This is a genomic window from Streptomyces sp. NPDC048337 (assembly GCF_043201175.1).
Lineage (GTDB): Bacteria > Actinomycetota > Actinomycetes > Streptomycetales > Streptomycetaceae > Streptomyces.
In genome coordinates this window covers 38,843-65,576 of the sequence record NZ_JBICYR010000030.1, presented here as the reverse complement: position 1 = coordinate 65,576, position 26,734 = coordinate 38,843, and the positions used below count along the sequence as shown (strand labels likewise).

At 71.0% G+C, this 26,734-nt stretch carries 23 protein-coding genes and 1 pseudogene; 14 read left to right on the top strand and 10 right to left on the bottom strand.

Features of this window, described 5'->3' with window-relative positions; all coding sequences use genetic code 11:
- Window positions 1-244 precede the first annotated feature (244 nt).
- The 7 genes from ACGFYU_RS33505 to ACGFYU_RS33475 form a co-directional block, all read right to left on the bottom strand.
- Window positions 245-769, bottom strand: coding sequence for a hypothetical protein (locus ACGFYU_RS33505; RefSeq protein ID WP_393831059.1), 525 nt, complete (start codon window positions 767-769; stop codon window positions 245-247).
- 49 nt (window positions 770-818) lie between these two features.
- Window positions 819-1,949 carry a serine hydrolase domain-containing protein gene (locus tag ACGFYU_RS33500; RefSeq protein ID WP_393831058.1) on the bottom strand — a complete coding sequence of 377 codons (1,131 nt, stop codon included), beginning with the start codon at window positions 1,947-1,949 and terminating at the stop codon, window positions 819-821.
- Between the two features lie 152 nt (window positions 1,950-2,101).
- Window positions 2,102-2,869 carry a succinate dehydrogenase iron-sulfur subunit gene (locus ACGFYU_RS33495; RefSeq protein ID WP_393831057.1) on the bottom strand — a complete coding sequence of 256 codons (768 nt, stop codon included), beginning with the start codon at window positions 2,867-2,869 and terminating at the stop codon, window positions 2,102-2,104.
- Window positions 2,869-4,623 (bottom strand): succinate dehydrogenase flavoprotein subunit, encoded by a 1,755-nt coding sequence (gene sdhA / locus ACGFYU_RS33490; RefSeq protein WP_393831056.1) that lies wholly within the window; start codon window positions 4,621-4,623, stop codon window positions 2,869-2,871. The genes ACGFYU_RS33495 and sdhA overlap by 1 nt, the downstream gene beginning before the upstream one ends.
- Before the next feature lie 23 nt (window positions 4,624-4,646).
- On the bottom strand, window positions 4,647-5,129 hold the full coding sequence (locus ACGFYU_RS33485; protein WP_393831055.1) for a succinate dehydrogenase hydrophobic membrane anchor subunit: 483 nt from the start codon (window positions 5,127-5,129) through the stop codon (window positions 4,647-4,649).
- Window positions 5,130-5,134: 5 nt separating this feature from the next.
- Window positions 5,135-5,515 (bottom strand): succinate dehydrogenase, cytochrome b556 subunit, encoded by a 381-nt coding sequence (sdhC, locus tag ACGFYU_RS33480; protein WP_365917729.1) that lies wholly within the window; start codon window positions 5,513-5,515, stop codon window positions 5,135-5,137.
- A 152-nt stretch (window positions 5,516-5,667) separates the two neighbouring features.
- The gene (locus ACGFYU_RS33475) at window positions 5,668-6,273 is read right to left on the bottom strand and encodes a 2-oxo-4-hydroxy-4-carboxy-5-ureidoimidazoline decarboxylase (RefSeq protein ID WP_393831054.1); all 606 of its coding nucleotides are present in this window, start codon (window positions 6,271-6,273) and stop codon (window positions 5,668-5,670) included.
- A 328-nt stretch (window positions 6,274-6,601) separates the two neighbouring features.
- Between ACGFYU_RS33475 and ACGFYU_RS33470 the strand changes: the two genes are divergently transcribed.
- Together ACGFYU_RS33470 and ACGFYU_RS33465 are read left to right on the top strand one after the other, a co-directional pair.
- A complete protein-coding gene (locus tag ACGFYU_RS33470) occupies window positions 6,602-7,333 on the top strand; it encodes an RNA polymerase sigma factor (RefSeq protein WP_393831085.1) in 732 nt (243 codons plus the stop codon).
- Window positions 7,333-8,361, top strand: a complete 1,029-nt coding sequence (locus tag ACGFYU_RS33465) for a hypothetical protein (protein WP_393831053.1) — start codon at window positions 7,333-7,335, stop codon at window positions 8,359-8,361. Before ACGFYU_RS33470 ends, ACGFYU_RS33465 begins: the two co-directional genes overlap by 1 nt.
- A gap of 204 nt (window positions 8,362-8,565) precedes the next feature.
- Here the strand turns inward: ACGFYU_RS33465 and ACGFYU_RS33460 are convergent, their stop codons facing one another.
- On the bottom strand, window positions 8,566-9,432 hold the full coding sequence (locus ACGFYU_RS33460; RefSeq protein ID WP_393831052.1) for a peptidoglycan-binding protein: 867 nt from the start codon (window positions 9,430-9,432) through the stop codon (window positions 8,566-8,568).
- 207 nt (window positions 9,433-9,639) lie between these two features.
- On the opposite strand from ACGFYU_RS33460, the gene ACGFYU_RS33455 reads away from it, so the two are divergent.
- Together ACGFYU_RS33455 and leuE are read left to right on the top strand one after the other, a co-directional pair.
- A complete protein-coding gene (locus ACGFYU_RS33455; RefSeq protein WP_393831051.1) occupies window positions 9,640-11,220 on the top strand; it encodes a methylmalonyl-CoA mutase in 1,581 nt (526 codons plus the stop codon).
- A gap of 45 nt (window positions 11,221-11,265) precedes the next feature.
- Complete coding sequence (gene leuE, locus ACGFYU_RS33450; protein WP_393831050.1) at window positions 11,266-11,916, top strand: leucine efflux protein LeuE; 651 nt, start codon at window positions 11,266-11,268, stop codon at window positions 11,914-11,916.
- 6 nt (window positions 11,917-11,922) lie between these two features.
- On the opposite strand, the gene ACGFYU_RS33445 is transcribed toward leuE, so the two are convergent.
- Window positions 11,923-13,245 (bottom strand): polysialyltransferase family glycosyltransferase, encoded by a 1,323-nt coding sequence (locus ACGFYU_RS33445; protein WP_393831049.1) that lies wholly within the window; start codon window positions 13,243-13,245, stop codon window positions 11,923-11,925.
- Window positions 13,245-14,279, bottom strand: a complete 1,035-nt coding sequence (locus ACGFYU_RS33440; RefSeq protein ID WP_393831048.1) for a glycosyltransferase family 2 protein — start codon at window positions 14,277-14,279, stop codon at window positions 13,245-13,247. The genes ACGFYU_RS33445 and ACGFYU_RS33440 overlap by 1 nt, the downstream gene beginning before the upstream one ends.
- Before the next feature lie 176 nt (window positions 14,280-14,455).
- On the opposite strand from ACGFYU_RS33440, the gene ACGFYU_RS33435 reads away from it, so the two are divergent.
- The 10 genes and pseudogenes from ACGFYU_RS33435 to ACGFYU_RS33390 all read left to right on the top strand — a co-directional run bounded on the left by ACGFYU_RS33435 (window position 14,456) and on the right by ACGFYU_RS33390 (window position 26,672).
- On the top strand, window positions 14,456-15,943 hold the full coding sequence (locus ACGFYU_RS33435) for a DUF6716 putative glycosyltransferase (protein ID WP_393831047.1): 1,488 nt from the start codon (window positions 14,456-14,458) through the stop codon (window positions 15,941-15,943).
- A gap of 44 nt (window positions 15,944-15,987) precedes the next feature.
- Window positions 15,988-16,737 (top strand): annotated as a pseudogene (locus ACGFYU_RS33430) (cytidylyltransferase domain-containing protein); the annotation flags it as partial.
- A 345-nt stretch (window positions 16,738-17,082) separates the two neighbouring features.
- Window positions 17,083-17,994, top strand: a complete 912-nt coding sequence (locus ACGFYU_RS33425) for an N-acetylneuraminate synthase family protein (RefSeq protein WP_393831084.1) — start codon at window positions 17,083-17,085, stop codon at window positions 17,992-17,994.
- Between the two features lie 150 nt (window positions 17,995-18,144).
- Window positions 18,145-19,338, top strand: a complete 1,194-nt coding sequence (locus tag ACGFYU_RS33420; RefSeq protein ID WP_393831083.1) for a hypothetical protein — start codon at window positions 18,145-18,147, stop codon at window positions 19,336-19,338.
- A 137-nt stretch (window positions 19,339-19,475) separates the two neighbouring features.
- Window positions 19,476-20,720, top strand: coding sequence for an amidohydrolase (locus tag ACGFYU_RS33415; protein WP_393831082.1), 1,245 nt, complete (start codon window positions 19,476-19,478; stop codon window positions 20,718-20,720).
- A gap of 229 nt (window positions 20,721-20,949) precedes the next feature.
- A complete protein-coding gene (locus ACGFYU_RS33410) occupies window positions 20,950-22,005 on the top strand; it encodes a BMP family protein (protein ID WP_393831046.1) in 1,056 nt (351 codons plus the stop codon).
- 227 nt (window positions 22,006-22,232) lie between these two features.
- Window positions 22,233-23,903: an ABC transporter ATP-binding protein gene (locus ACGFYU_RS33405; protein ID WP_393831081.1), complete on the top strand. Its 1,671-nt coding sequence runs from the start codon at window positions 22,233-22,235 to the stop codon at window positions 23,901-23,903.
- The gene (locus ACGFYU_RS33400) at window positions 23,900-25,015 is read left to right on the top strand and encodes an ABC transporter permease (protein ID WP_393831045.1); all 1,116 of its coding nucleotides are present in this window, start codon (window positions 23,900-23,902) and stop codon (window positions 25,013-25,015) included. The genes ACGFYU_RS33405 and ACGFYU_RS33400 overlap by 4 nt, the downstream gene beginning before the upstream one ends.
- A complete protein-coding gene (locus ACGFYU_RS33395) occupies window positions 25,012-26,277 on the top strand; it encodes an ABC transporter permease (RefSeq protein ID WP_393831044.1) in 1,266 nt (421 codons plus the stop codon). Before ACGFYU_RS33400 ends, ACGFYU_RS33395 begins: the two co-directional genes overlap by 4 nt.
- Window positions 26,274-26,672: a cytidine deaminase gene (locus ACGFYU_RS33390; protein ID WP_393831043.1), complete on the top strand. Its 399-nt coding sequence runs from the start codon at window positions 26,274-26,276 to the stop codon at window positions 26,670-26,672. The genes ACGFYU_RS33395 and ACGFYU_RS33390 overlap by 4 nt, the downstream gene beginning before the upstream one ends.
- Window positions 26,673-26,734: the final 62 nt, after the last annotated feature.

The following is a 26,734-nucleotide window of genomic DNA, read 5'->3' as shown; positions in this document are numbered from 1 at the left end:
CCGGACGCCAAGCCGTGGGGAGCGCGTAGCGATTTGACGCGCTGGCGGCTCCCGATGGGCTGCTCGCCGCTGTTTCGTGCAGGTAGGGCCGCCCCCGGCCCGGAACAGGAATCCATACCGTGCCTGGGCGGTGGTGTGCCTGGTGCCCGGGCCTGCGCCGCCGTCCAACGTGGCGGTCGGGACTGGCGGGCCTAGGGAGGCGAGCCCGCAGCCCTCCGCCCCCCCCTTGACGCCCCCGCCCCCCTTACATGCTCAGCGATCGCGCATAGTTGATCTGCGCCATAACCCGCTGGTACGCCATGGCGTCCGTGGCCGGGAGCATCGTGGAGTGGTGGCGGCCGCCGCTGGTGACCGTGATCTGGATGTAGCCCGTGGTCTTCTTCTCCTTCATCAGGAGGAAGAGCAGGCCCAGCAGGCAGAACAGGAAGAAGATGACGGCGAGCACGATCGCGTGCGCGGGGATCTTCTCCTCGGTGCGCGAGAAGTCCGTCGCGTTCCACATCGCGCCCCTGAGCGGCATCGGGCCCGACGGGGTGATGATCTGGTCGCCGGCGACGCTGATGTCGCCGATGGTGAAGCCGGCGCCGCCCGGGGCGGCGGTGGGGTAGGCGGGGGTCGGCATGCCCGTGCCGCCGATGGTGGGCTGGTAGGCCGGGGCCGCCGGATACGGCTGCGGGTAGCCGTAACTGGCCTCACCGGGGCCCCACTTGTAGGCGTCCCCGCCCTGGGAGGGGTCACTCGCGTACGGGTTCGGCTGCTGCTCGCTCATGCGGCCGATCCTTCCACAGCCATGGCGACCGCGGGTCCCGTACCCCCGTTCAGAGAGCTGCTTCCACGATCCCGGTGACGCGCGTGATGACGCCCGCCTTGGTCGCCATCGCCGTCGGCAGGAAGGACCAGGTGACGATCCGTCGCCCACCGACCGTGCCGAAGACGCCGTTGGAGTACTGGGCCATGCTGCCCGTCTTCCCCCAGACCTCGGTCCCGTCCGACAGCGTGAAGAACATCAACCCGCCCTGGCTGTACGGAAAACCCTGGGTCGTCTTGGACAGCTCCGGCTTGACGAAGAGCTGCTTCTGCTGCGCCGGAGGCAGCAGCCGGCCGCCCAGCAGCGCCTTCATGAAGCGCTCCATATCAGGGGCGTTGGAGATCACCCCGCCCTCCGCCCAGGCCCACGGCTCCTTCGGGGTCGGCGCGGCCAGCGACGGGGTGGGCATGGAGGCGTCCCTGGTCCGCGGGAGGTACGTGTGGCGCAGCCCGAGGGGGCGGGCGATGCGGCGCTGGAGTTCGTCGGCGTACGAGCGGCCGGTGACCTTCTCGATGGCCAGGCCGAGGATGAAGTAGTTGCCGCCGTTGTACTGCTGTGCGGTGACGGGGTGTTCGGGCGCGGGGCAGCCGTCCGCGGTCCAGGCGGCGACGACCTTCTCCGGGGTCAGGCCCATCCCGTCGTCGAGCTTCGCGCAGGGCATGCCCAGGCCGCTGGTGTGGCTGAGCAGCTGGCCCATGGTGATCGGCTTCCAGTGCGCGGGGATGGTTTCGGGGAGGACCTCGCGGATCGGGGTGTCGAGGGTGAACCGGCCGTCCGCGACCAGTTGCATCACCAGGGCGGAGGTGAACAGCTTGGTCATGCTGCCGATCCGGTAGGAGGCCGCCGGGTCCTGGGACACCGGGCCCGCCGTCTTCGTCCAGCGGTGGCCGGGGACGCCGGAGCCGGAGATCCGCACCATCGTGCCGTTCGCGACCGTGTCGGGGGCCATCAGCTTCGCCAGCCCGGCTTCGTCCACCGGGTGTCGGTCGCCCAGGGTGGAGGTCACCGGGACCGGGCGACGGTCTGCGGTGGCGGCCGAGGCCGGGAGGGTGGCGGCGGTGACCGCCACGAGGGCCGCGCCGGCGGTGGCGAGGGAGATCCAACGGGCCTTGTGCGAGGCGGAGTTCGCGGGGTTCGTCATGGCTGTAAGCCTGCAGTGAGGAAGATCCCCGAGCCATGAGGGCGCACCCTGATCCGACCCTGACCCACCCCCGAGGGTGCGTGAGGCCCGCACCCCGAGAGGGGTACGGGCCTCAGCGGCCGCCGGCCGTCGAAAGGATCAGCAGGACCGGCTCAGAAGCGACGCGTGATCAGCGCCCGCTTCACTTCCTGGATCGCCTTCGTGACCTCGATGCCTCGCGGGCACGCGTCGGTGCAGTTGAAGGTCGTGCGGCAGCGCCACACGCCGTCCTTGTCGTTCAGGATCTCCAGCCGCTGCTCGCCGGCCTCGTCACGCGAGTCGAAGATGAAGCGGTGCGCGTTGACGATGGCCGCCGGGCCGAAGTACTGGCCGTCGTTCCAGAACACCGGGCAGGAGGAGGTGCAGGCCGCGCACAGGATGCACTTCGTCGTGTCGTCGAAGCGCTCGCGGTCCTCCGCCGACTGCAGGCGCTCACGCGTCGGCTCGTTGCCCTTGGTGACCAGGAACGGCATGACGTCCCGGTACGCCTGGAAGAAGGGCTCCATGTCGACGACGAGGTCCTTCATCACCGTGAGGCCCTTGATGGCCTCGATGGTGATCGGCTTCTCCGGGTTGATGTCCTTGATCAGCGTCTTGCAGGCGAGCCTGTTCTTGCCGTTGATCCGCATCGCGTCGGAGCCGCAGATGCCGTGCGCGCACGAGCGGCGGAAGGTCAGCGTGCCGTCGAGGTCCCACTTGATCTTGTGGAGACCGTCGAGCACGCGCTCCTTCGGGTCGATCTCGATCTGGAAGTCCTGCCACTGCGCCTCGTCCGAGATCTCGGGGTTGAAGCGGCGGATCCGGAACGTGACCGTGATGAAGGGCGAGGCCGCGGCCGCGGCCTCCATCTTGTCCGTCTTGCTCAGGGTCGGGGTGGCCATCAGTACTTACGCTCCATCGGCTGGTAGCGGGTGACGACGACGGGCTTGTAGTCCAGCCGGACGGAGTCCTTGCCGTCGGCGCCGACCTCGCGGTACGCCATGGTGTGGCGCATGAAGTTGACGTCGTCGCGGTTCGGGTAGTCCTCGCGGTAGTGGCCGCCGCGGGACTCCTTGCGCGCCAGCGCGGACACGGCCATGACCTCGGCCAGGTCGAGCAGGTTGCCCAGCTCGATGGCCTCCAGCAGGTCCGTGTTGAAGCGCTTGCCCTTGTCCTGGACGGACACGTTCTTGTACCGCTCGCGCAGCTCCGCGATCTTCTCGACCGCGGTCTTGATGGTCTGCTCCGTACGGAACACCATCACGCACGCGTCCATCGTCTCCTGGAGCTCCAGGCGCAGGTCGGCGACCCGCTCCTTGCCCGTGGAGTTGCGCAGGTGCTCGACGAGGTCGGCGACCTGCTGCGCCGGGTTCTCCGGCAGCTCGACGTAGTCGTTCTCGGCGGCGTACTCGGCCGCCGCGATGCCCGAGCGCTTGCCGAAGACGTTGATGTCCAGCAGCGAGTTGGTGCCCAGGCGGTTCGCGCCGTGCACGGACACGCAGGCGACCTCGCCGGCCGCGTACAGGCCGGGGACGACGGTGGTGTTGTCCGCCAGGACCTCACCCTCGACGTTGGTCGGGATGCCGCCCATGGCGTAGTGCGCGGTGGGCTGGATCGGGATCGGGTCCGTGTACGGCTCGATGCCCAGGTACGTACGCGCGAACTCGGTGATGTCCGGGAGCTTCGCGTCGAGCTGCTCCGGCGGCAGGTGCGTCAGGTCCAGGTACACGTGGTCACCGGCCGGACCGCAGCCGCGGCCCTCGCGGATCTCCGTGTAGATGGAGCGCGAGACGACGTCACGGGACGCGAGGTCCTTCATGACCGGCGCGTACTTCTCCATGAAGCGCTCGCCGTCCTTGTTGCGGAGGATGCCGCCCTCACCGCGGGCGCCCTCCGTCAGCAGGATGCCCATGCGCCAGATGCCCGTCGGGTGGAACTGGAAGAACTCCATGTCCTCCAGCGGCAGGCCGCGGCGGTAGCAGGCCGCCTGGCCGTCACCCGTCAGGGTGTGCGCGTTGGAGGTCACCTTGAAGAACTTGCCGGTGCCGCCGGAGGCGTAGATGACGGCCTTGGCCTGGAACACGTGGATCTCGCCGGTGGCGAGCTCGTACGCGACCACACCGGCCGACTTCTTGACGCCGTCCTCCTCGACCAGCAGCTGGTCCAGGACGTAGAACTCGTTGAAGAACTCCACGCCCTCCTTGACGCAGTTCTGGTACAGCGTCTGGAGGATCATGTGGCCCGTGCGGTCCGCGGCGTAGCAGGACCGGCGGACCGGGGCCTCGCCGTGGTTGCGGGAGTGGCCGCCGAAGCGGCGCTGGTCGATGGTGCCGTCCGGGGTGCGGTTGAACGGCAGGCCCATCTTCTCCAGGTCGAGGACCGCGTCGATGGCCTCCTTCGCCAGGATCTCGGCGGCGTCCTGGTCGACCAGGTAGTCACCGCCCTTGACCGTGTCGAAGGTGTGCCACTCCCAGTTGTCGTCCTCCACGTTGGCCAGCGCGGCGGCCATGCCGCCCTGCGCGGCGCCCGTGTGGGAGCGGGTGGGGTAGAGCTTCGTCAGCACGGCGGTGCGGCTGCGCTTCGTCGCCTCGATGGCGGCGCGCATGCCCGCGCCACCGGCGCCGACGATGACGGTGTCGTACTTGTGGATCTTCATTGGATTCGCCTCAGCCCCGTTGCCTAGCGGATGTTCGGGTCGAAGGTGAAGATCACCAGCGTGCCCAGAAGGATGGTGAACACCGTGGCGGTGTAGAGCAGGCCCTTCAGCCACAGCCGCGTGTTGGCGCGCTCCGCGTAGTCGTTGATGACCGTACGCAGACCGTTGGCGCCGTGCAGCATGGCCAGCCACAGCATCAACAGGTCCCAGACCTGCCAGAACGGGGACGCCCAGCGGCCGGCCACGAAGGCGAAGCCGATCTTGGAGACGCCGCCGTCGAGCACCAGCTGGATCAGCAGGTGGCCGATGACCAGGACGACGAGGACGATGCCCGAGAGGCGCATGAAGAGCCACGCGGCCATCTCGAAGTTGCCGCGGGTCGAGCGCGGGGTCTTGCCCGTGCGCTTGCGCGGGGCCTCGATGTACGGAGCCGGGTTCTCGACGTCGTAGAGGGAAACGCCCTCCACGTCGCCGATCGACTTTTCGAAAGAAGTGTCAGAAGACATGCGTGTCACTTCCCGAACAGTTCGAGGTACGCGTGGTTCAGGACGGGGTACACGGCCCCGGCCATCAGCACGATCCAGATGCTCACGACGGTCCAGAGCATCTGCTTCTGGTAGCGCGGGCCCTTGGACCAGAAGTCCACAGCGATGACACGGAGACCGTTGAGCGCGTGGAAGAGGATGGCGGCGACGAGGCCGTACTCCAGCAGCGCGACGATCGGGGTCTTGTAGGTAGCCACGACATCGTCGTACGCCTCGGGGGAGACGCGAACGAGAGCGGTGTCGAGGACGTGTACGAACAGGAAGAAGAAAATGAGGACGCCGGTGACTCGATGAGCCACCCAGGACCACATTCCTTCCCGGCCGCGGTACAACGTTCCAGCCGGCACGGAAAACCCTCCGGAAGCGGGATGGGGGCCAGCCGGCTTCGTTGTCGGTCGGGCCCGGCCGGGTACGGTCCTCCGGCCCCGCACATCGTAGCGACGCTTTGTCGGTTCCTTCGCCCGGGGGTCTTCGGTGTGATCAAACAGGCACGGACGGACTATCCCACAGGCGCGAATAGCCCGATTTCCGCCGCAGACGGGCCATCTGCCGAGGTCAGCCAGCGTGTCAGGTCCAGCAGCCGCGCCTGCGCGACGCGGCGCAGCTCGTCGGCGGAGATCGCCCGCTCCTCGTCCACCTCGTGACCCATTCGACGCCGGATCGCGCCCAGCAGCTGGTCCGCCTGCTCCTCCGGCGGATGCCCGTCGAGGCAGATCACGAATGCGTGGCCGAACTTCCGTTCGTATTCGGCGTGTGCGGCGTCGAGCGCCAGCAGTGCGGCGTACGGGGCCCCGTGGGCCAGCTCCACCGAGAACTCGGCGGTCAGTGCCTCGGACAGGTCCGACTGGGAGAGGTCGTACGAGGCCTCGTCCGCGGCGGCGAGCAAAGCGCCGGAATCTGGGTAGGGGCGGTGTGCGGCCACCCGGTGCGCCCAGCGCCGGCTGCCGCAGCAGTGCATCAGGGCCGCCTGGGCGGCTTCGAGTGGCAGGGTGTTGAACCGCGCCAGCCCGGAGCCGTGAGAGGAGTCGGAACTGCCGCGGGCCTGTGCCGGAAGGTGGCTGGACAGCGGGGGGCTCCTCGGGGCGCGGCGCGGGTGTACCGCCACGCTATCGACGCAGGGCAGGCTGTGTCGTACCCATTCGAGGATTTCACCCGGAAGTGAGCCGAAAGGATGACGTGGGCGCCACAGGCGTGAACGAAGAGGGGAGGGCGACCGAGGCCGCCACCCCCCACAGGAGAGGCCCCGGTCGCCATCCGTCACGGACTCGTGCGACAAGCCCGTATCCCTGTCAGCGCCCGAAGTGCGTTTTGTGTCACACCTCGCTCCGCGCAGGGATCGTTGCTGGTTGTACAACTCGTGGACGAGAGGTGCTTGAAAGCCGTAACGTGCTGATTTGCGCCACACGTACAGGACAGTGAACGGGTTGGGGACTTTGCTGGGGGACGACGCGGAGCTGACCGCCGCGGTGCTCGCGGCACAGGACGGCGACGAGAACGCGTTCCGTACTGTGTACCGCGCCGTGCACCCGCGCCTGCTCGGATACGTACGCACGCTCGTCGGGGACGGCGACGCGGAGGACGTGACCTCCGAGGCCTGGCTGCAGATCGCCCGCGACCTCGACTCCTTCACCGGCGACGCCGACCGCTTCCGCGGCTGGGCCGCCCGCATCGCCCGCAACCGTGCCCTGGATCACATCCGGATGCGCGGCCGCCGCCCCGCCATCGGCGGCGACGAGACGGAGCTCACAGGCTGGGCCGCCGACTGCGACACGGCCGGCGCGGCGATGGAGGCCCTCTCCACCGGGGTGACCATGGCGCTCATCGCGCAACTTCCCCAGGATCAGGCGGAAGCCGTCGTCCTGCGGGTGGTGGTCGGCCTGGACGCCAAGAGCGCCGCCGAGACCCTCGGCAAGCGGCCCGGAGCCGTACGCACCGCCGCGCACCGGGGCCTCAAGAAGCTCGCCGAGCTCCTCGGCGACCAACCGGGCCCGGATACGGACTCGGATCTGGAGGGCAGGGTCGGCCATAATGCCGGTGGCCAGGCACGGGGCGGCGGGGGCGGGAGGGATCTCGACGCCGTACCCGCGCAGCGCGGCCATGGCGGGGGCCTCGTAGAACAAACCGGTGTGACGCATTCACGTTGGCGGACGCAGAAGGACATGTGATGGCCGACGAGCGCGAGAGGTGGCTGGACCCAGCCGCGGCGGAACGACTGCTGCGCGGAGAACCGGTGGAACCTGTGGGGCCAGCCGCCGAAGCGGGAGCCCGGCATGAAGCCGCCCGGCTGCGCGCCGCCCTCGACTCCCTGAACGCACTGGGCGCCCCCGCGTCCGCGAGCACGGAACTGCCCGGCGAGGCCGCGGCCCTGGCCGCCTTCCGCGCGGCGCGCGGCACGGCCGGTCCGGCAGCGGCCGGATCCCGCGCCGGCGGCTCCGGCGCACCCCCGGTCGACCTCGGCCGCACCCTCATCAGCAGCGCCACGGTCCCCGTACCCCGGCGCGGCCGGGCCCTGCGGCCCGTACGGTTCGGCCTGGCGGCCGCCCTGGCGAGCATCGCGGTCGGCGGACTCGCCGCCGCGGCGGGGGCCGGACTGCTGGACCAGCCCCGGCGCACCGCCGCGGGCCCCGGACCGGCGATGTCCGTCAGCGCGGACGGGACCCCGGCCCAGGGCGCCGACAGCGGCTCGCCCACGCTCAGCCCGCAGCTCCGGCCGAACCCGCTGCGGGACGGCACCGGGGAGTCGGCGGCCGCGGGCACGCCCGCGCCCTCGGGCGGCACCGGGGAGAACGCGACCACGGACGGCGCGGCCTCGGCCGGTTCCGGCGCCTCACCGGGCGCGGGCGTGACCGGCGGTTCGGGCAAGGACGCCCAGGGCGGCAAGGACGGAGACCGGCAGGGCTTCGGCAGCGGAGGCACGACCGGAACCGACGGCAAGGACCGCGACAAGGACCGGGAGAACCACCGCAGGGCCGTGGACCTCTGCAAGGACTACCGGGCGGGCCACCTCAACGACGACCGGCGCAAGCGGCTCTCGGCCCTGGCCAACGGTCTCGCGCGCATCCCGTTCTACTGCGAGGCGCTGCTCGACGGGGTCACCGACGGCGGCCGCCGTACCGACGGCGCGTCGGACGGCGTGCTCAAGGCCCCGTCCCTGGCGCCGGCGCTCTCCGGAACCCCTGCGGCGACCCACTGATCCGCCGCTGGAACATGCCCCCGGCACATGACCGGACGCATGTGCCGACCCTGCTGTAACACTTTTCGAACCGGTGACGCAGTACGTAACGAGCCGACTGGTCATCGGCCGCGCATGAGCCGGGGTTCCCCCCGTACCCCTGGGCTCTGCGCAACCGGCGCGGGCGGGGCACGTTCCCCCGGCCCTGCCCGCGCCCTCTACTTCTCACCAGTAGACGACGACCTTGTCGCCGACCTGGACCTGGTCGAAGAGCGCCGACAGCTTCCCCTTGTCCCGGACGTTCACACAGCCGTGCGAGGCGCCGGCGTAGCCGCGGGCCGCGAAGTCGGCCGAGTAGTGCACCGCCTGGCCGCGGCTGAAGAACATCGAGTACGGCATCGGCGTGTGGTAGATCGTCGACGTCCAGTCCTTGGCCTTCCACTCCACCTTGAACTCGCCCTCGCGGGTCGGGGTGTTCTCCGAGCCGAAGCGCACGTCCATCGTGGAGACGACCTTGCCGTCGATCATCCAGGCGAGGGTGCGGCTCTCCTTGCTGATGCACATGACGCGGCCCGTCATGCAGCGCGGGTCCGGCGCGTCGACCTCGTTGGTCGTCGGCGGGTCCAGCTCGTCGGCGGTGGGCTTCTTCGTGACGCTCTGGATCTTCTTCCAGGTGGCCTCGTCGACCGAACCGGTGGGGTTCAGCCCGTTCTTCGACTGGAAGGACTTGACCGCCGCGGTGGTCTTCGTGCCGTAGAAACCGGTGGGCGCGACCGACATCAGCTTGAGCTGCTTCAGGCGGGCCTGGAGCTCGCGCACCTGATCGCTGTCGTCGCCGTTCGCCATGATCTGCTTCACGGAGGGCGAGGCGGACGGGGACGCCGAGGCGGACGGCGAGGCCGACGGCGAGGCCTCGCCGGGCTTGTTGTCCGTGGACGGCGAGGCTTCGGGTGTGGCTCCCGCCGCGGGCGAGGACGGAGCCGAGGAGGCCGAGCCCTTGGACTCGTCCTTCTGCGGTCCGCATGCGGTCGCGGCGAGCGCGACGGCGGTAGCCACCCCGAGCGCGCGGATTATGACTCTCTGGCGGTGCATGATGCAGTCCCCCGATTTCTACGTCGTGTACCTAGGTGATGCCTCGCGCGCGTGGAGAGTTGCACTCCGCCCCGGGATGTTGCGCCATTGTGACCAGGGCCCGTCCGCGGCCTTACGAAGCGATGAGCGGCCGGGGCGCTCCCCGGCGTTCGCCGGGGAAGGTTGTACCAGCCCGGGGCCCGCTCGCTCTACGGAGGGGTTCGTCACATGGCACGCACCGAGAGCGGAAACCCGATCGAACCCGTCTACGGGCCAGGCGATCTGACGGGGTGGGATGCGGCGGCCGAACTGGGCCAGCCGGGGGCATTCCCGTACACGCGGGGCATCTACCCGACCATGTACACCGGCCGGCCGTGGACCATGCGGCAGTACGCCGGATTCGGGACGGCCGCCGAGTCCAACGCCCGGTACCGGCAGCTCATCGCGGGCGGCGGGACCGGGCTGTCCGTGGCCTTCGACCTGCCGACGCAGATGGGGCACGACTCCGACGCCCCGCTCGCGCACGGCGAGGTCGGCAAGGTCGGGGTCGCCATCGACTCCGTCGACGACATGCGGGTCCTGTTCGACGGGATCCCCCTCGACCGGGTCTCCACCTCGATGACCATCAACGCCCCCGCCGCGCTGCTCCTGCTGCTCTACCAGCTGGTCGCCGAGGAGCACGGGATCGAGGGCGCGCAGCTGACCGGGACCGTCCAGAACGACGTGCTGAAGGAGTACATCGCGCGCGGGACGTACATCTTCCCGCCCGGGCCCTCGCTGCGGCTGACGGCCGACACCTTCCGCTACTGCCGGGCCGAGATCCCCAGGTGGAACACCATTTCCATCTCCGGCTACCACATGGCCGAAGCGGGGGCCTCGCCCGCGCAGGAGGTGGCCTTCACGCTCGCCGACGGCATCGCGTACGTCCGTACGGCATTGGCGGCCGGAATGGCGGTCGACGAGTTCGCGCCCCGGCTCTCCTTCTTCTTCGTCGCCCGCACCACCCTCCTGGAGGAGGTCGCGAAGTTCCGGGCGGCCCGCAGGATCTGGGCCCGGGTCATGCGGGAGGAGTTCGGGGCCCGGGACCCGAAATCGCTGATGCTGCGCTTCCACACCCAGACCGCCGGCGTGCAGCTGACGGCGCAGCAGCCCGAGCTGAACCTCGTACGGGTGGCCGTGCAGGCGCTGGCCGCCGTACTGGGCGGCACGCAGTCGCTGCACACCAACTCCTTCGACGAGGCGATCGCGCTGCCGACGGAGAAGTCGGCCCGCCTCGCGCTGCGCACCCAGCAGGTGCTCGCGTACGAGACGGACGTGCCGCACACCGTTGACCCCTTCGCGGGCTCGTACGCGGTGGAGCGGATGACGGACGAGCTGGAGGCGGCGGCCCGGGACCTGATGCGCCGGGTCGAGGACCAGGGCGGGGCGGTGGCCGCGATCGAGAACGGCTTCCAGAAGGCGGAGATCGAGAAGAACGCCTACCGCATCGCGCAGGAGACCGAGAGCGGGGAGCGGGTGGTGGTCGGGGTCAACCGGTTCGCGCTGGAGCGGGAGGAGCCGTACGAGCCGCTGCGCGTGGACCCGGCGATCGAGGCGCGCCAGTGCGAGGCCCTCGCCCGGCTGCGGGCGGAACGGGACGGAGCGGCGGTGGCGGCGGCGCTCGGGGCGCTGCGGGAGGCGGCGGCCGGGACGCACAACGTGCTCTATCCGATGAAGGAGGCGCTGCGGGCCCGGGCCACGGTGGGGGAGGTGTGCGGGGCGCTGCGGGAGGTGTGGGGGACGTACGAGCCGGTCGATTCCGCATGGTGAAACTCGCTGGACCGACAGGTGCGTCCCTATGGGACACTCCTGCACATGCTGGGTGTGACAGATCTTCCGACCTATCTCGCCGGCCTGGTGCTGATCATTCTGCTGCCGGGGCCGAACTCGCTCTACGTGCTGTCCGTCGCGGCCCGCCGCGGGGTGCGCACCGGGTACAAGGCCGCCGCGGGCGTGTTCACCGGCGACGCCGTCCTCATGCTGCTGACCGCGGTGGGCGCCGGGGCGCTGCTCCAGGCCAGCCCGCTGGTGTTCACCGTGGTCAAGGTACTCGGAGCCGGGTACCTGGCGTGGCTGGCCGTGGGCATGATGCGCGGCGCCTGGGCGCTGTGGCGCACGCGACGGGAGCGGGAGGAGGAGCCGGCCGCCGCCCCCGCCGACCCCGCCGAGAGCGAGCGGCCCTACCGGCGGGCGCTGCTGATCAGCCTCCTCAACCCGAAGGCCATCCTCTTCCTGATGTCCTTCTTCGTGCAGTTCGTGGACCCGTCCTACGCCTACCCGGCCCTGTCCTTCCTGGTCCTGGGCGGGCTGCTGCAGACCGGCAGCTTCCTGTACCTGACGCTGCTGATCTTCGGCGGTACCCGCCTGTCCGCCGCGTTCCGCCGGCGCAAGCGGCTGTCGGCCGGGGCGACCTCGGCGGCGGGCGTGCTGTTCCTCGGTTTCGCGGCCAAGCTCGCCACCGGTTGAGGCGCCTCAGCTGATGACGCGGCGCAGCCGCCGGGCCACGCGCCGCACCGCCCGGCTCCGCGGCAGGAACGACAGCTGTGCCGGGATGCCGCCGGGCAGGCCCAGGGAGGTCAGCCGGCGGCGGGTGAAGTAGCGCCAGGTGCGGGTGGTCAGGTGCCGCAGGAGGTAGGCCTCGGCGGCCGGCCGGCGCGCGGCCAGGATGTGCGGCTGCATGGTGAAGCCGACCGCGGTGACCAGCCCGGTGAGATCCGCCGGGGGTTCCTTGGGCTCATCCGCCGCCAGCTCCGGGACCAGGGCGTCCACCAGGGTCAGCGGGATCCGGTTGCTGTTCGGGTACGGGGTCAGGCGGGCCAGTATGGCGTCCGTACCGGTCCGGGCCACCGGGAGCCCGTACAGCGTGGCGGCGGTCAGCAGCCCGGTGGAGAAGCAGCCGACGACGAGGGCCGGGTGCAGCCGCTGGTAGAGGGTCTCGGCCAGGACCGGGGTGTCGATCACGGTCAGGCGGGCGCCGAGCCGCTCGGCCTCCGCCTCCGCGCGGCGCGAGTAGGCGGCCGGGGCGCTGGGGTGGGGTTTGAAGACGAGCTCGGTGTGGCCGCGCGCGTACGCGCCCCGGACCATCGAGACGTGGAGCTCCTCCTCCTCTTCCGGGGTCATGAGGTCGAGCGCAGAGAGGTACTGGCCCAGGAGCAGCGCGGGGGCCTCTCCGATCCCGTCTGGGCCGATGCCGGCCAGGTCCGCGTCGTGCGCGGGCAGGTCCGCCAGGACCTTCAGGAACGGCTCCGTCGGCACCAGCTCGGCCGGTACCCCGAACTCGGTCAGCAGCAGCGGCTCCAGCCCCGGTACGAGGTCCAGGTGGAGCACCCGCCGGACGCGCATCCCGAGCTGCGGGTCGAGCCGGAAGCGGGTGGGCCCGTAGCTCATCAGCCCGTCGGCGTAGACGTCGACGGCGGCCCCCGGGAAGAGCCGGCACAGGGTCTGGGCGGGCGGCACCTGGAGGGACTCGACGATCAGCTCGACGCGGTCCTCGCCAAGGCCCCACAGGGCGCGCAGCTGCCGCTCCCACAGGGGGACGTCCTCCGTGCGCGGGGCCCAGGTGCTCGGGTGCTGCGGTGCGATGACCCGGTTCCAGTCGAGCACCTCGTCGAAGCGGGTGCGCAGGGTGGCGAAGCCCGGCATGTCCGCGACGCCGGGACTGACCTCGGCGGTGACGGAGTGGTTGCTGGTCAGGAGGATGCGGCGGTCGGCGGGCGGGAAGCAGCCGGAGTCGATGCCCGCGGCGAGGGTGGCCGCGCCGTAGAGGGTGGAGGCCAGGAAGATCTGCGTGGGCATCAGGCGGTCGCCCCCGGGGCGGAGGCGGTGCGGCCGGCATGGCCCTTGCGGCCGGTGAGGGCGCCGAGGGAGGTGAGGCGGCCACCGGTGCGCACGCGGCGCAGCAGGGTGGAGCGCTCCAGGTCCATCGAGTCCAGGACCCGTTCCAGTACGTCCTGGGGCATGCGACCGAGCGCGGCCGTGCTCATCGAACGGAGTTTTTTGGCCACGGCCGGTTCGAACCTCTCGATGGAGCCGAAATGGTGCGCGATAATCGCGCAATATGTTCGGACGGCTTTCGGGAGCAGCAGGTCGGATTCTCGGTCCGCGACGACGTCCGAGATCACTTGATCAAATGCGCGGATGAAATCGAGCTGCCGTTCGTCACCGATTTGCGTCAGCGAGGTGGAAACCCCGCGCCGGTAGAAGATTCCGGGCATTCCGACCGCGGCGAAGGACTCCGCCTCCCGGTGCAGCCGCCAGATCCACGGCCGGTCCTCCGCCGTGCGCAGCCCGTCGGTGAAGTGCAGCAGCCCGCGGTCCAGCAGCCGCCGGTGGTACATGCCGGCCCACGCGTACGGGTAGTCCACCGAGGTGGCCCGGTCGGCGGGCAGGATCGCGGAGCGCGGGTCGGCCACGACCGACTGCGGCCCGCAGGGGACGCGGCGCACGCTGCGCGCCCTGCCGGTGCACTGCACATGGTCGGTACGGACGAAGTCGCAGCTCAGGGCCTCTATGGCGGCCAGGGTCCTGCCGAGGTGGCCGGGGGCCAGCCAGTCGTCCCCGTCCAGGAAGGCGAGGTACTCGCCGCGGGCCGCGTCCAGACCGGTGTTCCGCGCGGTGGCCAGGCCGCCGTTCCGCTCGTGTCTGAGGAGCACCGCCCCGGGCAGCTCGTTCGCCGCCCGCTCCAGCAGGCCGGGCGTCCCGTCCGTCGAGCAGTCGTCGACGAGCAGGAACTCGAAATCGTCCCGGGCGTTGAGTTCGAGACTCTTCAGGGCATCCGGTGCGTATGTCTGCACGTTGTAGAACGGCACGACAACAGAGAGCTTGGGCACCTGCAAGACATTAGGACGCCGCTTGGCATTCACTGTGGCCCGGATGAGGATTCCACATGAACGGCGCGGGGCGGGCGCGTTAACCCGGGCAGATTCGCATTTAGTCGACGGGCTGTTAACCCTCTGTTGTGCATTCGTTGGGCCGATCACCGAAATTGCGGAATAGCTTCTCCGGCGTGCCAGAACGCAAACGCGTCGCCGTACTCGCCGATTCCGATACGCGATGGAAATGGGGCGCACTCACCGCCCGCCGTCTCGTGCCCGACCACCAGCTCACCGGATACCTGCTGCGGGGCCGCGCCACGCCCACCGCCCGCCAGCTCGGCGAGGTGGGGGTCGAAGCCGACCGGCTGACCGAGGTGACCTGCGCGGAGTTCCTCGCCGAACTCGGGCGGGAGGAGTACGACGTGGTCGTCCTCGCCCTCGTCGGCGGGGCCGTCCAGGCCGTCCTGCACGGGGCCCGCGCCCTGTGGCCCGCCCCGGCGGCCCGGCCCGTCCTCGTCACCGGCTACGTGGGCGTCGTGTACGAGAAGCTCGCCGACGGGCTGCTGCTGCGGCACGGGGCCGACCTCGTCCTCGCCAACTCCCGCCACGACGCGGAGCGGTTCCGTGCCGTGTACGAGGGCGTCGGGGCGGACGCGGACGCCGTCACCGAGACCGCGCTGCCGTTCCTGGGCGGGGCGCCGTACGAGCCGGCCGGGAGCCGGGCCCACACGGTGGTCTTCGCCGTGCAGCCCTCGGTCCCCGACAGCCGCGCCGACCGCGCGTACCTGCTGGAGCGGGCGGCCGGGCACGCGCGGCTGCACCCGGACCGCGAGGTGCTGATCAAGCTGCGCAGCCGGCCTGGGGAGCACACCACGCACCTGGAGGAGCAGCCGTACCAGCGGCTCGCCGCCAAGGTCCCCGGCGGGCTGCCGGCCAACTGCCGCCTCGTGTACGGGAACATGGGCGAGGTCCTGGACGGCACCGACCTGCTGGTCACCGTCTCCTCGACCGCCGCCCTGGAATCCCTGCACCGCTCCATCCCGACGGCCGTCCTCACCGACCTCGGCGTCCGCGAGGCCCTCGGCAACCACCACTTCCTCGGCTCGGGCTGCCTGGCCTCGTGGGACCAACTCGACGCGGGTCTGCTCCCGCAAGGGGACGCGGACTGGCTGGCCGCCCAGGGCGTCCGGCCCGCGGCCGCCGGGCGTGCCGCGCACACGGCGGCTCCGGATGCGCCGGGGTCGGCCGCGCCGGCCTCAGCCGCGCCGGGGCCCGCTGCCGCGGGTGCTGCGTACGTGCCGGTGTCGGGTGCCCCGGCCCCGGCCCCGGCCCCGGCCTCGGCCGGGTCGGCTGCGGCTGCGGTTACCGAGCCAGGCGGCCCGTACGACGCCTACGCCGTGGCCCGGGCGAAGGTCGCCGAGCTCGCGGGACAGCCCCAACTTCCCTCCCCCGCTCCGTACTACACGCTCACCACCGCCCCCGGCTACCTGCCCGGGATCCTCGCGCGGCATCACCTCGGGCCCGACGGGACTCCGCTGCCCGGGGCCGTCCGCCCGACGGCGGGTGGGTCCCGGGTGCGGCAGCGGCTGAGGTCGTACCTGCGCGAGGCGGCCAGGGGGGCGTACCGGCACGGGGTGCAGCGCGTGGCCCCCGTGATCCGCCGGATGGGGGAGCTGTGAGCCCCCGCCCGGCGCCCGGCGCGGGACCCGGCACGGGGCCCGGCATGGGGCCCGGCATGGGGCCCGGCATGGGGCCCGGCATGGGGCCCGGCATGGGGCCCGGCATGGGGCCCGGCATGGGGCCCGGCATGGTGCCCGGCACGGGGCCCCGCACGGCGCCCGGCGCGGGACCTGGCATGGTGCCCGGCACGGGGACCGGCGCGGGGCCCGGCATGGTGCCCGGCATGGGGCCCCGCACAGCGCCCCCTGTGAGCCCCCGCACGGGGTCCGGCATGGGGCCCCGCACGGCGCCCGGCGCGGGACCCGGCATGGTGCCCGGCGCGGGACCCGGCATGGGGCCCGGCCCGGGGACCGGGATGGGGCCCCGCACGGCGCCCGGCACGGCGCCCGGCACGTGGCCCCGTACCGCCCCCGGCGGCCCCCGCGTGCTCGCCGTGATCCCGGCGCGTGGCGGCTCCAAGGGGGTCCCGGGCAAGAACCTCGCCGAGGTGGCCGGGGTGCCGCTCGTGGCCAGGGCCGTCCGGGCCTGCCTCGCCGCGCCGACCGTCACCGACGTGGTGGTCTCCACCGACTCCGCGGGCATCGCCGACGCGGCCCGCGCCGCCGGGGCCGATGTGATCTCCCGCCCCGCCGCCATCTCCGGCGACACGGCGAGCAGCGAAGCCGCCCTGCTGCACGCCCTCGACGCCTTCGAGGAACTGCACTCCCTCGCCGTGGACGTGGTCCTCCTCGTCCAGTGCACCAGCCCCTTCCTCACCCCCTCGGACGTCGAGTCGGTCGCCGCCGCCGTCGCCACCGGCGCGGCCGACTCGGCCCTCACCGTCGCTCCCTTCCACGGATTCCTCTGGCGGGACCACGACGGGGAGGGCGCCGGCGTCAACCACGACAAGGCCGTCCGCCCCCGCCGCCAGGACCGCCCCCAGGACCTCCTGGAGACCGGCGCCGCCTACGCCATGGACACCGCCGGCTTCCGGGCCGCCCGGCACCGGTTCTTCGGCCGCACCCTCCCCGTCGCCACCGACCCCGCGCGGGTCCTGGAGATCGACGACCCGCACGACCTGGAGCGGGCCCGCCTGCTCGCCCCGCTGTTCACCCCACCGCTCGACACCCCGCGTACCGAACGAAGGACGTCACCTGCCATGACCGCCGCCACCCCCAACGCCCGTACTCGTAGCTTCGGTTCGCGCATCGCCGGCCCCGGCCGCCCCGTCTACGTCGTCGGCGAGATCGGCATCAACCACAACGGCGACCTCGGCAACGCCTTCGCCCTCATCGACGCCGCCGCCGAAGCCGGCTGCGACGCCGTCAAGTTCCAGAAGCGCACCCCCGAGATCTGTACCCCGCGCGACCAGTGGGACATCGAGCGCGACACCCCCTGGGGCCGCATGACCTACATCGACTACCGCCACCGCGTCGAGTTCGGCGAGGCCGAGTACCGCGCCATCGACGAGCACTGCGCCAAGCGCGGCATCGACTGGTTCGCCTCCCCGTGGGACACCGAGGCCGTCGCCTTCCTGGAGAAGTTCGACGTCCCCGCCCACAAGGTGGCCTCCGCCTCCCTCACCGACGACGAGCTGCTGCGCGCCCTGCGCGCCACCGGCCGCACCGTCGTCCTCTCCACCGGCATGTCCACCCCGCGCCAGATCCGCCACGCGGTGGAGGTGCTCGGCAGCGACAACATCCTTCTCTGCCACGCCACTTCGACGTACCCGGCCAAGGCCGAGGAGCTCAACCTGCGGGTGATCAACACCCTCCAGGAGGAGTACCCGAACGTCCCGATCGGCTACTCCGGCCACGAGACGGGCCTGCAGACCACCCTCGCCGCCGTCGCCCTCGGAGCCACCTTCGTAGAGCGGCACATCACCCTCGACCGCGCGATGTGGGGCTCCGACCAGGCCGCCTCCGTCGAGCCCGGCGGCCTCACCCGCCTGGTCCGCGACATCCGCACCATCGAGACCGCCCTCGGCGACGGCGTCAAGCGCGTCTACGACTCCGAGCTGGGCCCCATGAAGAAGCTCCGCCGCGTCCAGGGCGAACTCGCCGCCGTCTGACCTGCGGTCCGCTGCACGAGGCTCTCCCCGCCCCGCCCCTTCCCGCTGTGCCGACATGCGACTCCGCCGCGCGGCGGGGGCTCGTCCTCGTCCCCCGATCGGGGGTGCCCGGCCGTACCGGCCGGCAAGCGGGGTCCGGGGCCGCAGGCCCTGGTTCCGGGAAGGGGCGGGGCGGGGGAAACGGCACCGCGCAGCGGCTCCGCACCCCGAAGAGGAGTCGTCGTGAACATCCCTGCATCCACCCTCGCCTTCGTCGAGAGCCCGGTCCAGCTCCTCAACGTCCTGGAGTGGGCCCACCAGCGGACCGGGCAGCGGCCCCTGCTCAACGGGGTTCCCGGTCAGCCGGGCCGCGGCGCGGCAGCCCCCGCGCCGGGCGGAGTACGAATCGTCGTGCTGCCGCCCACCGACCCGATGTCCCGCGGCCAGCTGCGCCGCGTCTCCGGCATCGCCCGGGACGAGGGACACGCCGTGCAGTGGCAGGAGGCCCGCGGCGGCGCCGGCGCGCCCTTCAGGGCGCTGGCGGCGCTCGCCGGACAGGTCCGCCGGGCCGAGCGGATCGTCGTCGGCGACCCCTTCTCCCGGTTCGTCCAGCTCCTGCTGGTCCCGGCCCGGGCGAAGGAACTCGTCGTCGTCGACGACGGCACCGCCACCATGGAGTTCCTGGCGCAGGCCGGCCGCGGCGAACGGCTCCGCCGCTGGCACCGGGTCGGCGGCGGCACCCTCGGCCGGCTCAAGGAGCTCGCCTACGCCCCGGTCTCCGGCCGGGCCCGGCGCCGGCTGACCCCGGGCGCGGGCCGCCGCGTGGAGGTCTTCACCTCCATGCCCGTCACCCCGCTGCCCGGGATGGAGCTGCGCGTCAACGACTTCGCCTGGACCCGCGCCCGCTTCGGTCCGCCCCGCCTGACCAAGGGCACCGACCTCGTCGGCACCTCGCTCGTGGAGACCGGCGTGGTCGACCCGGCCCGCTACCTGGAGGCCGTGCGCGCCCTGACCCTGGAGCACGGTGCCACCCGCTACTTCGCGCACCGCCGGGAGTCCCCCGAGAAGTTGCGCTCCCTCAGCGAGGCGACCGGGCTGGAGATCGTACGGCCGGACCTGCCGCTGGAGCTGATCGCCCGGCGCGGACCCGTCGGACGTACGATCGTCAGCTTTCCGTCCACGGTCGTCCACACGCTGCCGTACGCGCTGGCCGGTACCGGCGTGACCGTGGCCGTATGCGATATCGACCCCGACTGGCTCACCGGGTCCGCCTCCCCGAGGGCCCGCGGCTTCCTCGCCGGGGTCACCGACACCGCCCGCGATGTGCACAGACTCCCAGCCCAGGCGGCTCCCGCGGCCGGATGAGCGCGCGAGTTTACCCCCGGGCTCGCCCGGTCATGCGTCCAGAGGCCGGGTTTCTTTCCCCTAACGGCATGAACTTTTCGTGATCCCCCGCCAGTTGAGCCATCCGTGCGCCTACCCTTCAACGGGTGAACCAGTTGATGTCCCGCGAGTCCCTGACCGACCGGCCCGACGCGCCCGAGCGGCCCGAGCTGCCCGGCAAGCTTCCGGATCACCTGCGTGCCGAACTGATCGCCTTCCGCCGGGACTTGCACATGCACCCGGAGCTCGGACACCAGGAATTCCGCACCACGGCCGCGATCAAGGCCCGGCTCGAGAAAGCCGGCCTGCGACCACGGGTGCTGAAGTCCGGCACGGGCCTGGTCTGTGACGTGGGGACCTGGGACGGTGCGCGGCCGATGCTGGCCCTGCGCGCGGACATCGACGCCCTGCCCATCCCGGATGCCAAGACGCACGTCTCGTACCGCTCGACCTTCCCGGACCGCGCCCATGCCTGCGGCCACGACGTGCACACCGCCGTCGTCCTCGGCGCCGGCCTGGTCCTCGCCGAGCTCGACCGCCAGGGCCTGCTGCCCCGGCCGGTGCGGCTGCTGTTCCAGCCCGCCGAGGAGGTCCTGCCGGGCGGGGCGACCGACGCCATCGAGTCCGGGGTCCTGGACGGCGTGGGGAAGATCGTCGCCGTGCACTGCGACCCCCGCGTCGACGCGGGGCGGATCGGGCTGCGGCCCGGCCCCATCACCTCGGCGTGCGACCGGCTGGAGGTCAGCCTGACCGGCTCCGGCGGGCACACCGCGCGGCCGCACCTGACCACCGATCTGGTGACGGCCGCCGCCCGGGTGGCCGTGGACGTCCCGGCCCTGCTGACCCGCCGGATGGACGCCCGTTCGGGCATGTCGGTCACCTGGGGCCGGATCGAGGCCGGGCACGCCTGCAACGTCATCCCGATGCACGCCGAGCTGTCCGGAACCGTTCGGTGCCTCGACCTGAACGCCTGGCACGACGCCCCGGACATGATCCACGCGGCGATCGACGAGGTCGCGACCATGCACGGGGCCAAGTTCGAGATCAACCACGTCCGCGGGGTGCCGCCGGTGGTCAACGACCCGGTGATCACCGAACTGCTCCGTGAGGCGATGGCGGTCCGGCGCGGCCCCGAGGCGATCGAGGACACCGAGCAGAGCCTGGGCGGGGAGGACTTCTCCTGGTACCTGGAGCACGTTCCGGGCGCCATGGCCCGCCTGGGGGTCCGTACGCCCGGCGACACGGCCAAGCGGGACCTGCACCGGGGTGACTTCGACGTGGACGAGTCGGCGATCGCCGTCGGAGTGGAGTTCTTCACGGCCGCGGCCCTGCTGGACGGGCGGCGCGTCCGCCATGTGAGGTAAAGCGCCGGGCAAAGTCCGTACAACATTCGCGTGTCTCCCGGCGGGTGTGTCCAGCCCTTGGTACACAAGGGCTGGACGCGTGAGGAGTTACCGATCGGTCACTGTCCGGTTCGCGACGATCCGATAACGACTCATGAACGGGCCTTTAACTGACATCTACGCGCGTTACGATCGCGGCGAAACCAGCGCCGGTCGTGGCGCTTCGGTCAGGTTTTGAAGGAGCCTCCCCTTGCGCCGGATCACCAGGATCGCCACCGTGGGCATCGCGTCCGCGGCGCTGGCCCTCTCGGCCACCGCCTGTGGCGGTAAGAAGTCTTCGGACACCGGATCTTCCCCGTCGGCGGGCGAAGCCAGCGCCGCCATCGCGTACGACATCGGTGGCCGCGGCGACCAGTCGTTCAACGACGCCGCCTTCGCGGGCCTCGAGCAGGCCAAGAACGACCTGAAGATCAAGACCGCCGAGGCGGAGCCCACCGACGGCGAGGGCGAGGCCGACAAGGTCCAGCGCCTCACCGAGCTCGCGCGCAAGGGCAACAACCCGGTCATCGGCGTCGGCTTCGCCTACGCCCCGGCCATCAAGAAGGTCGCGCCGAAGTTCCCGAAGACCACCTTCGGCATCATCGACGACACCTCGGTGACCGGCCCGAACATCGCCAACCTCGTCTTCAACGAGGAGCAGGGCTCCTACCTGGCCGGCGTCGCCGCCGCCAAGGTCTCCAAGACCGGCACGGTCGGCTTCATCGGCGGTGTCGAGGTTCCGCTGATCAAGAAGTTCGAGGCGGGCTTCACCCAGGGCGTCAAGGACACCAACCCGAACGCCAAGGTGCTCTCCCAGTACCTGACCCAGCCGCCGAACTTCGACGGTTTCGCCAAGCCCGACCTCGGCAAGGCCGCCGCGCAGGGCCAGATCGACGCGGGCGCCGACGTGGTCTACGCCGCCGCCGGTCTCGCCGGCTCGGGCGCCATCGAGGCCGCCTCCGCCAAGGGCAAGTGGGCCATCGGCGTCGACTCCGACCAGTACAACCAGGCCGGTCTGTCGAAGTACAAGGAGCACATCCTGACCTCGGTCACCAAGGACGTGCAGGACTCCGTCTTCAACCTGATCAAGTCGGTCAAGGACGGCAAGCCGGAGACCGGTGAGATCCGCTACGGCCTGGACAAGGACGGCGTCGGCCTGGCCGACTCCAACCCCGAGTACAAGAAGATGGCCGACGTCATCGCCGCGGTGGACAAGGCGAAGGCCGACATCATCGCGAAGAAGATCACCGTCAAGACCGCCCCGTAAGGCCCTTCCTGACGGATGGTTCGTGGTCTCCGGGGTCCGGGAAGCGGTCTCTACCGCTCCCGGGCCCCGCACCGCGTCCGACCCCAGTCCGTGATCCTTGTGGCCAGTTGGCCACAGGTTTTCACTTTCGACAGTGCTACGCGCGTAGAAGCATCGTGGACGCGATACTTTCTCTCCCCGCCCTGTCCCCCCTGCCTCCGCTCCTTCCGCGCCAAGGAGAGTGCGTCATCAACGCGTCCAGCCCCCCTCTCGCCGTAGAACTGCACGGCATCACCAAGCGTTTCCCCGGCGTCGTCGCCAACAAGGACATCGCGATCAGCGTCCGCAAGGGCACGGTCCACGCCCTGATCGGCGAGAACGGTGCCGGCAAGTCGACCCTGATGAAGATCCTCTACGGCATGCAGAAGCCGGACGAGGGAACCATCGCCATCGACGGGGAGCAGGTCTCCTTCCACAGCCCCGGCGACGCCATCGCGCGCGGCATCGGCATGGTGCACCAGCACTTCATGCTCGCCGACAACCTCACCGTCCTGGAGAACGTGGTCCTCGGCGGCGAGAAGCTCTACGGCATCGGCGCCAAGGCCCGTAAGAAGATCAAGGAGATCTCGGACGCGTACGGCCTCGGCGTGCGTCCCGACGCCCTGGTCGAGGACCTCGGTGTCGCCGACCGGCAGCGCGTGGAGATCCTCAAGGTCCTCTACCGCGGCGCGAAGATCCTCATCCTCGACGAGCCGACCGCCGTGCTCGTGCCGCAGGAGGTGGACGCGCTCTTCGACAACCTGCGGGAGCTCAAGGCCGAGGGCCTGACGGTCATCTTCATCTCGCACAAGCTGGGCGAGGTCCTGAAGGTCGCGGACGACATCACCGTCATCCGGCGCGGCACCACGGTCGGCACCGCCGACCCGAAGACCGCCACCACCAAGCAGCTCGCCGAGCTGATGGTCGGCGCGGAGCTGCCCTCCCCGGAGACCCGTGAGTCGACCGTGACGGACGTCCCGATGCTGGAGGTCCGGGGCCTGTCCCTGGCCGAGTCGGGGGTGCCCGCCGCACCGCTGCCCATGGCCCCGCCGGAGGGCACGACCGACGACACGTACGTCCACGAGAACGTGTCCGTCGGCCGCCTGCTGCTCGACAACATCGACTTCACGATCCACAAGGGCGAAGTCCTCGGTATCGCCGGTGTCGAAGGCAACGGCCAGACCGAGCTGATCGAAGCCCTCATGGGCATGAACACCCCCGACGCGGGCGTGATCACGCTGGACGGCGAGGACATCACCAAGGCCCCCGTCCGCAAGCGCCGCGTCAACGGCATCGGCTACATCCCCGAGGACCGCCACCGCCACGGCCTGCTGCTGGAATCCCCGCTGTGGGAGAACCGCATCCTCGGCCACGTCACCGAGGTGCCCAACTCCAAGCGCGGCATCCTCGACCCGAAGGCCGCCCGCAAGGACACCGAGCGGATCGTGCGCGAGTACGACGTCCGCACGCCCGGCATCGAGGTCACCGCGGCCTCGCTCTCCGGCGGCAACCAGCAGAAGCTGATCGTCGGCCGCGAGATGAGCCACAACCCGAAGTTCCTCATCGCCGCCCACCCCACCCGCGGTGTGGACGTCGGTGCGCAGGCGCAGATCTGGGACGCGATCCGCGAGGCCCGCCGCGAGGGCCTGGCCGTCCTGCTCATCTCCGCGGACCTGGACGAGCTCATCGGCCTGTCCGACACCCTGCGGGTGATCTACCGCGGCCGCCTGGTCGCGGACGCCGACCCGGCGACCGTCACCCCGGAGGAGCTGGGCACCGCCATGACGGGCGCCGCCTCCGGGCACCTGGAAGCAAACAACAACCACTCCGCCGCCGGAACCGAGCCCGGTACCGATGCACCGGAGGACGAGGCCCGATGAAGAAATTCGACAAGGACCGGCTGATCCTCGGCTTCGCCGGGCCCGCGCTCGCGCTGGTCAGCGCCTTCCTGCTGACCGTGATCGTGCTGGCCGCGACGGGCATCGACCCGATCGAGCCGCTGCGCATCATGGTGGAGAACGCCGGCTTCGAGGACGTCCAGGTCCTCATCGTGAACCAGGCCGGTACGTACTACCTGGCGGCCCTGGCCGTGGCCATCGGCTTCCGGATGAACCTCTTCAACATCGGCGTCGACGGCCAGTACCGCCTCGCGGCGATGCTCTCCGCCGTGGTCGGCGCGGCCGTGGCCCTGCCGGGCCCGCTGCACCTGCTGCTGATCGTCCTCGTGGCGATGCTCGTCGGCGCCTTCTGGTCCGGCATCGCCGGTGTCCTCAAGGCCCAGCGCGGGGTCAGCGAGGTCGTCTCCACGATCATGCTGAACGCCATCGCGACCAGCCTGATCGCCTGGCTGATGCTGACGAAGAACCTCGGCGTCCAGCCGGCGGGCTCCAACGACCTGACGACCGGTGACATCGCCGAGTCCGGCTGGTTCCCGGCCGTCACCGTCGGCGACGGGCTGGAGATCTACGGCTTCACCTTCGTGGCCTTCGTCCTCGGCATCGTCTACTGGTTCGTGCTCAACCGCACCCGCTTCGGCTTCGACCTGCGCGCCACCGGCGCCAGCGAGTCCGCCGCCCAGGCCTCGGGCGTCGACGCCAAGAAGATGATCATCACCGCGATGCTCATCTCCGGCGCGGTCGCGGGCCTCGCGGGCATGCCGCAGCTGCTGGGCGAGACGCACACGTACAACCTGGCCTTCCCGACCGGCGTCGGCTTCACCGGCATCACCATCGCGCTGCTCGGCCGCAACAGCCCCGTCGGCATCTTCTTCGCCGCGTTCCTGATGGCCTTCATCGACAAGGCGTCCGCGGGCCTCGACACGGCCGGCTACGCCAAGGAGATCGGCACGATCATGAAGGGCCTGATCGTGATCGCGGTCGTCGTCTCGTACGAACTCGTCCGCCGCTACGGCATCCGGCGCCAGCAGCAGAAGGTCGGCGAGGAGCTCGCCGCCGGGCACGCCATCAAGACCGACAAGGAGGTCGCGGCGTGAGCACCAGCACTGTCTCCGCGACGGCCGCCGCCCCGAAGAAGTCCGGCGGCCGCAAGAAGCTCACCCTGCCCTGGATCATGCTGATCATCGCGGGCGCCCTCGCGCTGGTCTCCGTGGTCCGCCTGATCAGCGGCGCGAACGACCTGACCTCGGTCGGCCAGGTCTCCGGCGCCCTCTCCCTCGCGGTGCCGATCGGCCTCGCCGGTCTCGGCGGCCTGTGGGCCGAGCGCGCGGGCGTCGTCAACATCGGCCTCGAAGGCATGATGATCCTCGGTACCTGGTTCGGTGCCTGGGCGGGCTACCAGTGGGGCCCGTGGACCGGCGTCATCGCCGGTATCGCCGGCGGCGCCATCGGCGGCCTGCTGCACGCGATCATCACGGTCACCTTCAACGTGAACCACATCGTCTCCGGTGTGGCCATCAACATCCTGGCGCTGGGCTTCACCCAGTACCTGTCGAACTTCACCTTCGCGGACGCGCCGGGCGGCTCCTCCAAGCAGTCGCCGCAGGTCGAGCCGATCTACAAGATCACCGTGCCGGGGTTGTCCGACTGGATGTCGGACCTCCAGGGCAAGCACTGGTTCTTCGTCTCGGACCTCGCCGGCGTCATCGGCGGCCTGATCACCGAGCTGTCCCTGCTGACCGTCGTCGCCCTGCTGCTGATCCCGGGCACCTGGTGGGTGCTGTGGCGGACCACCTTCGGTCTGCGGCTGCGCTCCTGCGGTGAGAACCCCGTCGCCGCCGAGTCGCTGGGCGTCAACGTCTACAAGTACAAGTACATCGCCGTGATCGTCTCGGGCGCCCTCGCGGGCCTCGGCGGCGTGTTCCTCTCCGAGGTCGCCAGCCCCATCTACCAGGAGGGCCAGACCGGCGGCCGCGGCTACATCGGTCTCGCCGCGATGATCTTCGGTAACTGGATGCCGGGCGGCATGGCGCTGGGCGCGGGCCTGTTCGGCTTCATCGACAGCCTCAAGCTGCGCGGCGGCGCCACGAACGTCCACGCGATGCTGTTGCTGATCGCGATCGTGCTGATCCTGGTCTGCGTCTGGCAGCTGTACAAGAAGAAGTACCTCCAGGCCGGCATCTCGGCGGTCTGCGCCGCGCTGCTGTTCCTCTGGTACGCGCTCACCGACTCGGTGCCGAGCCAGTTCGTGGACGCCGCCCCGTACGTGACCACCCTGCTGGTGCTCGCGCTGTCCGCGCAGCGCCTGCGGATGCCGAAGGCGGACGGCATGCCGTACCGCAAGGGCCAGGGCAAGTGACGGCGGTGCCCACCGTCGACTGGGAGGCCCTGCGCGAGGCCGCCCGGGACGCCATGTCCCGGGCGTACGCCCCGTACTCGGGCTTCCCGGTCGGTGTCGCCGCGCTCGTCGACGACGGCAGGACGGTCGTCGGCTGCAACGTCGAGAACGCGAGCTACGGGCTCGGACTGTGCGCCGAGTGCGGCCTGGTCTCCTCGCTCCAGGCCACGGGCGGCGGCCGGCTGACGCACTTCACGTGCGTCGACGGCCGGGGCGAGATCCTCGTTCCGTGCGGCCGCTGCCGACAGCTGCTCTTCGAATTCGGCGGACCGGAACTGCTGGTGGAAACCCCGAAGGGGATCCTTCCGCTGGCGGAGATGCTGCCGCAGGCCTTCGGGCCCGACCATCTGAGATAGCCGTGCCGACGGCCCTCCACCCCCCGGGCGGAGGGCCGTCGTACTTCCGCAACCCCCTCTCT

Bases quoted from the DNA above. Each gene is read 5' to 3' on its own strand.
- ACGFYU_RS33505 (WP_393831059.1), bottom strand. From the start codon at position 769: ATGAGCGAGCAGCAGCCGAACCCGTACGCGAGTGACCCCTCCCAGGGC.
- ACGFYU_RS33500 (WP_393831058.1), bottom strand. From the start codon at position 1,949: ATGACGAACCCCGCGAACTCCGCCTCGCACAAGGCCCGTTGGATCTCC.
- ACGFYU_RS33495 (WP_393831057.1), bottom strand. From the start codon at position 2,869: ATGGCCACCCCGACCCTGAGCAAGACGGACAAGATGGAGGCCGCGGCC.
- sdhA (WP_393831056.1), bottom strand. From the start codon at position 4,623: ATGAAGATCCACAAGTACGACACCGTCATCGTCGGCGCCGGTGGCGCG.
- ACGFYU_RS33485 (WP_393831055.1), bottom strand. From the start codon at position 5,129: ATGTCTTCTGACACTTCTTTCGAAAAGTCGATCGGCGACGTGGAGGGC.
- ACGFYU_RS33465 (WP_393831053.1), top strand. From the start codon at position 7,333: ATGGCCGACGAGCGCGAGAGGTGGCTGGACCCAGCCGCGGCGGAACGA.
- ACGFYU_RS33460 (WP_393831052.1), bottom strand. From the start codon at position 9,432: ATGCACCGCCAGAGAGTCATAATCCGCGCGCTCGGGGTGGCTACCGCC.
- ACGFYU_RS33455 (WP_393831051.1), top strand. From the start codon at position 9,640: ATGGCACGCACCGAGAGCGGAAACCCGATCGAACCCGTCTACGGGCCA.
- leuE (WP_393831050.1), top strand. From the start codon at position 11,266: ATGCTGGGTGTGACAGATCTTCCGACCTATCTCGCCGGCCTGGTGCTG.
- ACGFYU_RS33445 (WP_393831049.1), bottom strand. From the start codon at position 13,245: ATGCCCACGCAGATCTTCCTGGCCTCCACCCTCTACGGCGCGGCCACC.
- ACGFYU_RS33425 (WP_393831084.1), top strand. From the start codon at position 17,083: ATGACCGCCGCCACCCCCAACGCCCGTACTCGTAGCTTCGGTTCGCGC.
- ACGFYU_RS33415 (WP_393831082.1), top strand. From the start codon at position 19,476: ATGTCCCGCGAGTCCCTGACCGACCGGCCCGACGCGCCCGAGCGGCCC.
- ACGFYU_RS33400 (WP_393831045.1), top strand. From the start codon at position 23,900: ATGAAGAAATTCGACAAGGACCGGCTGATCCTCGGCTTCGCCGGGCCC.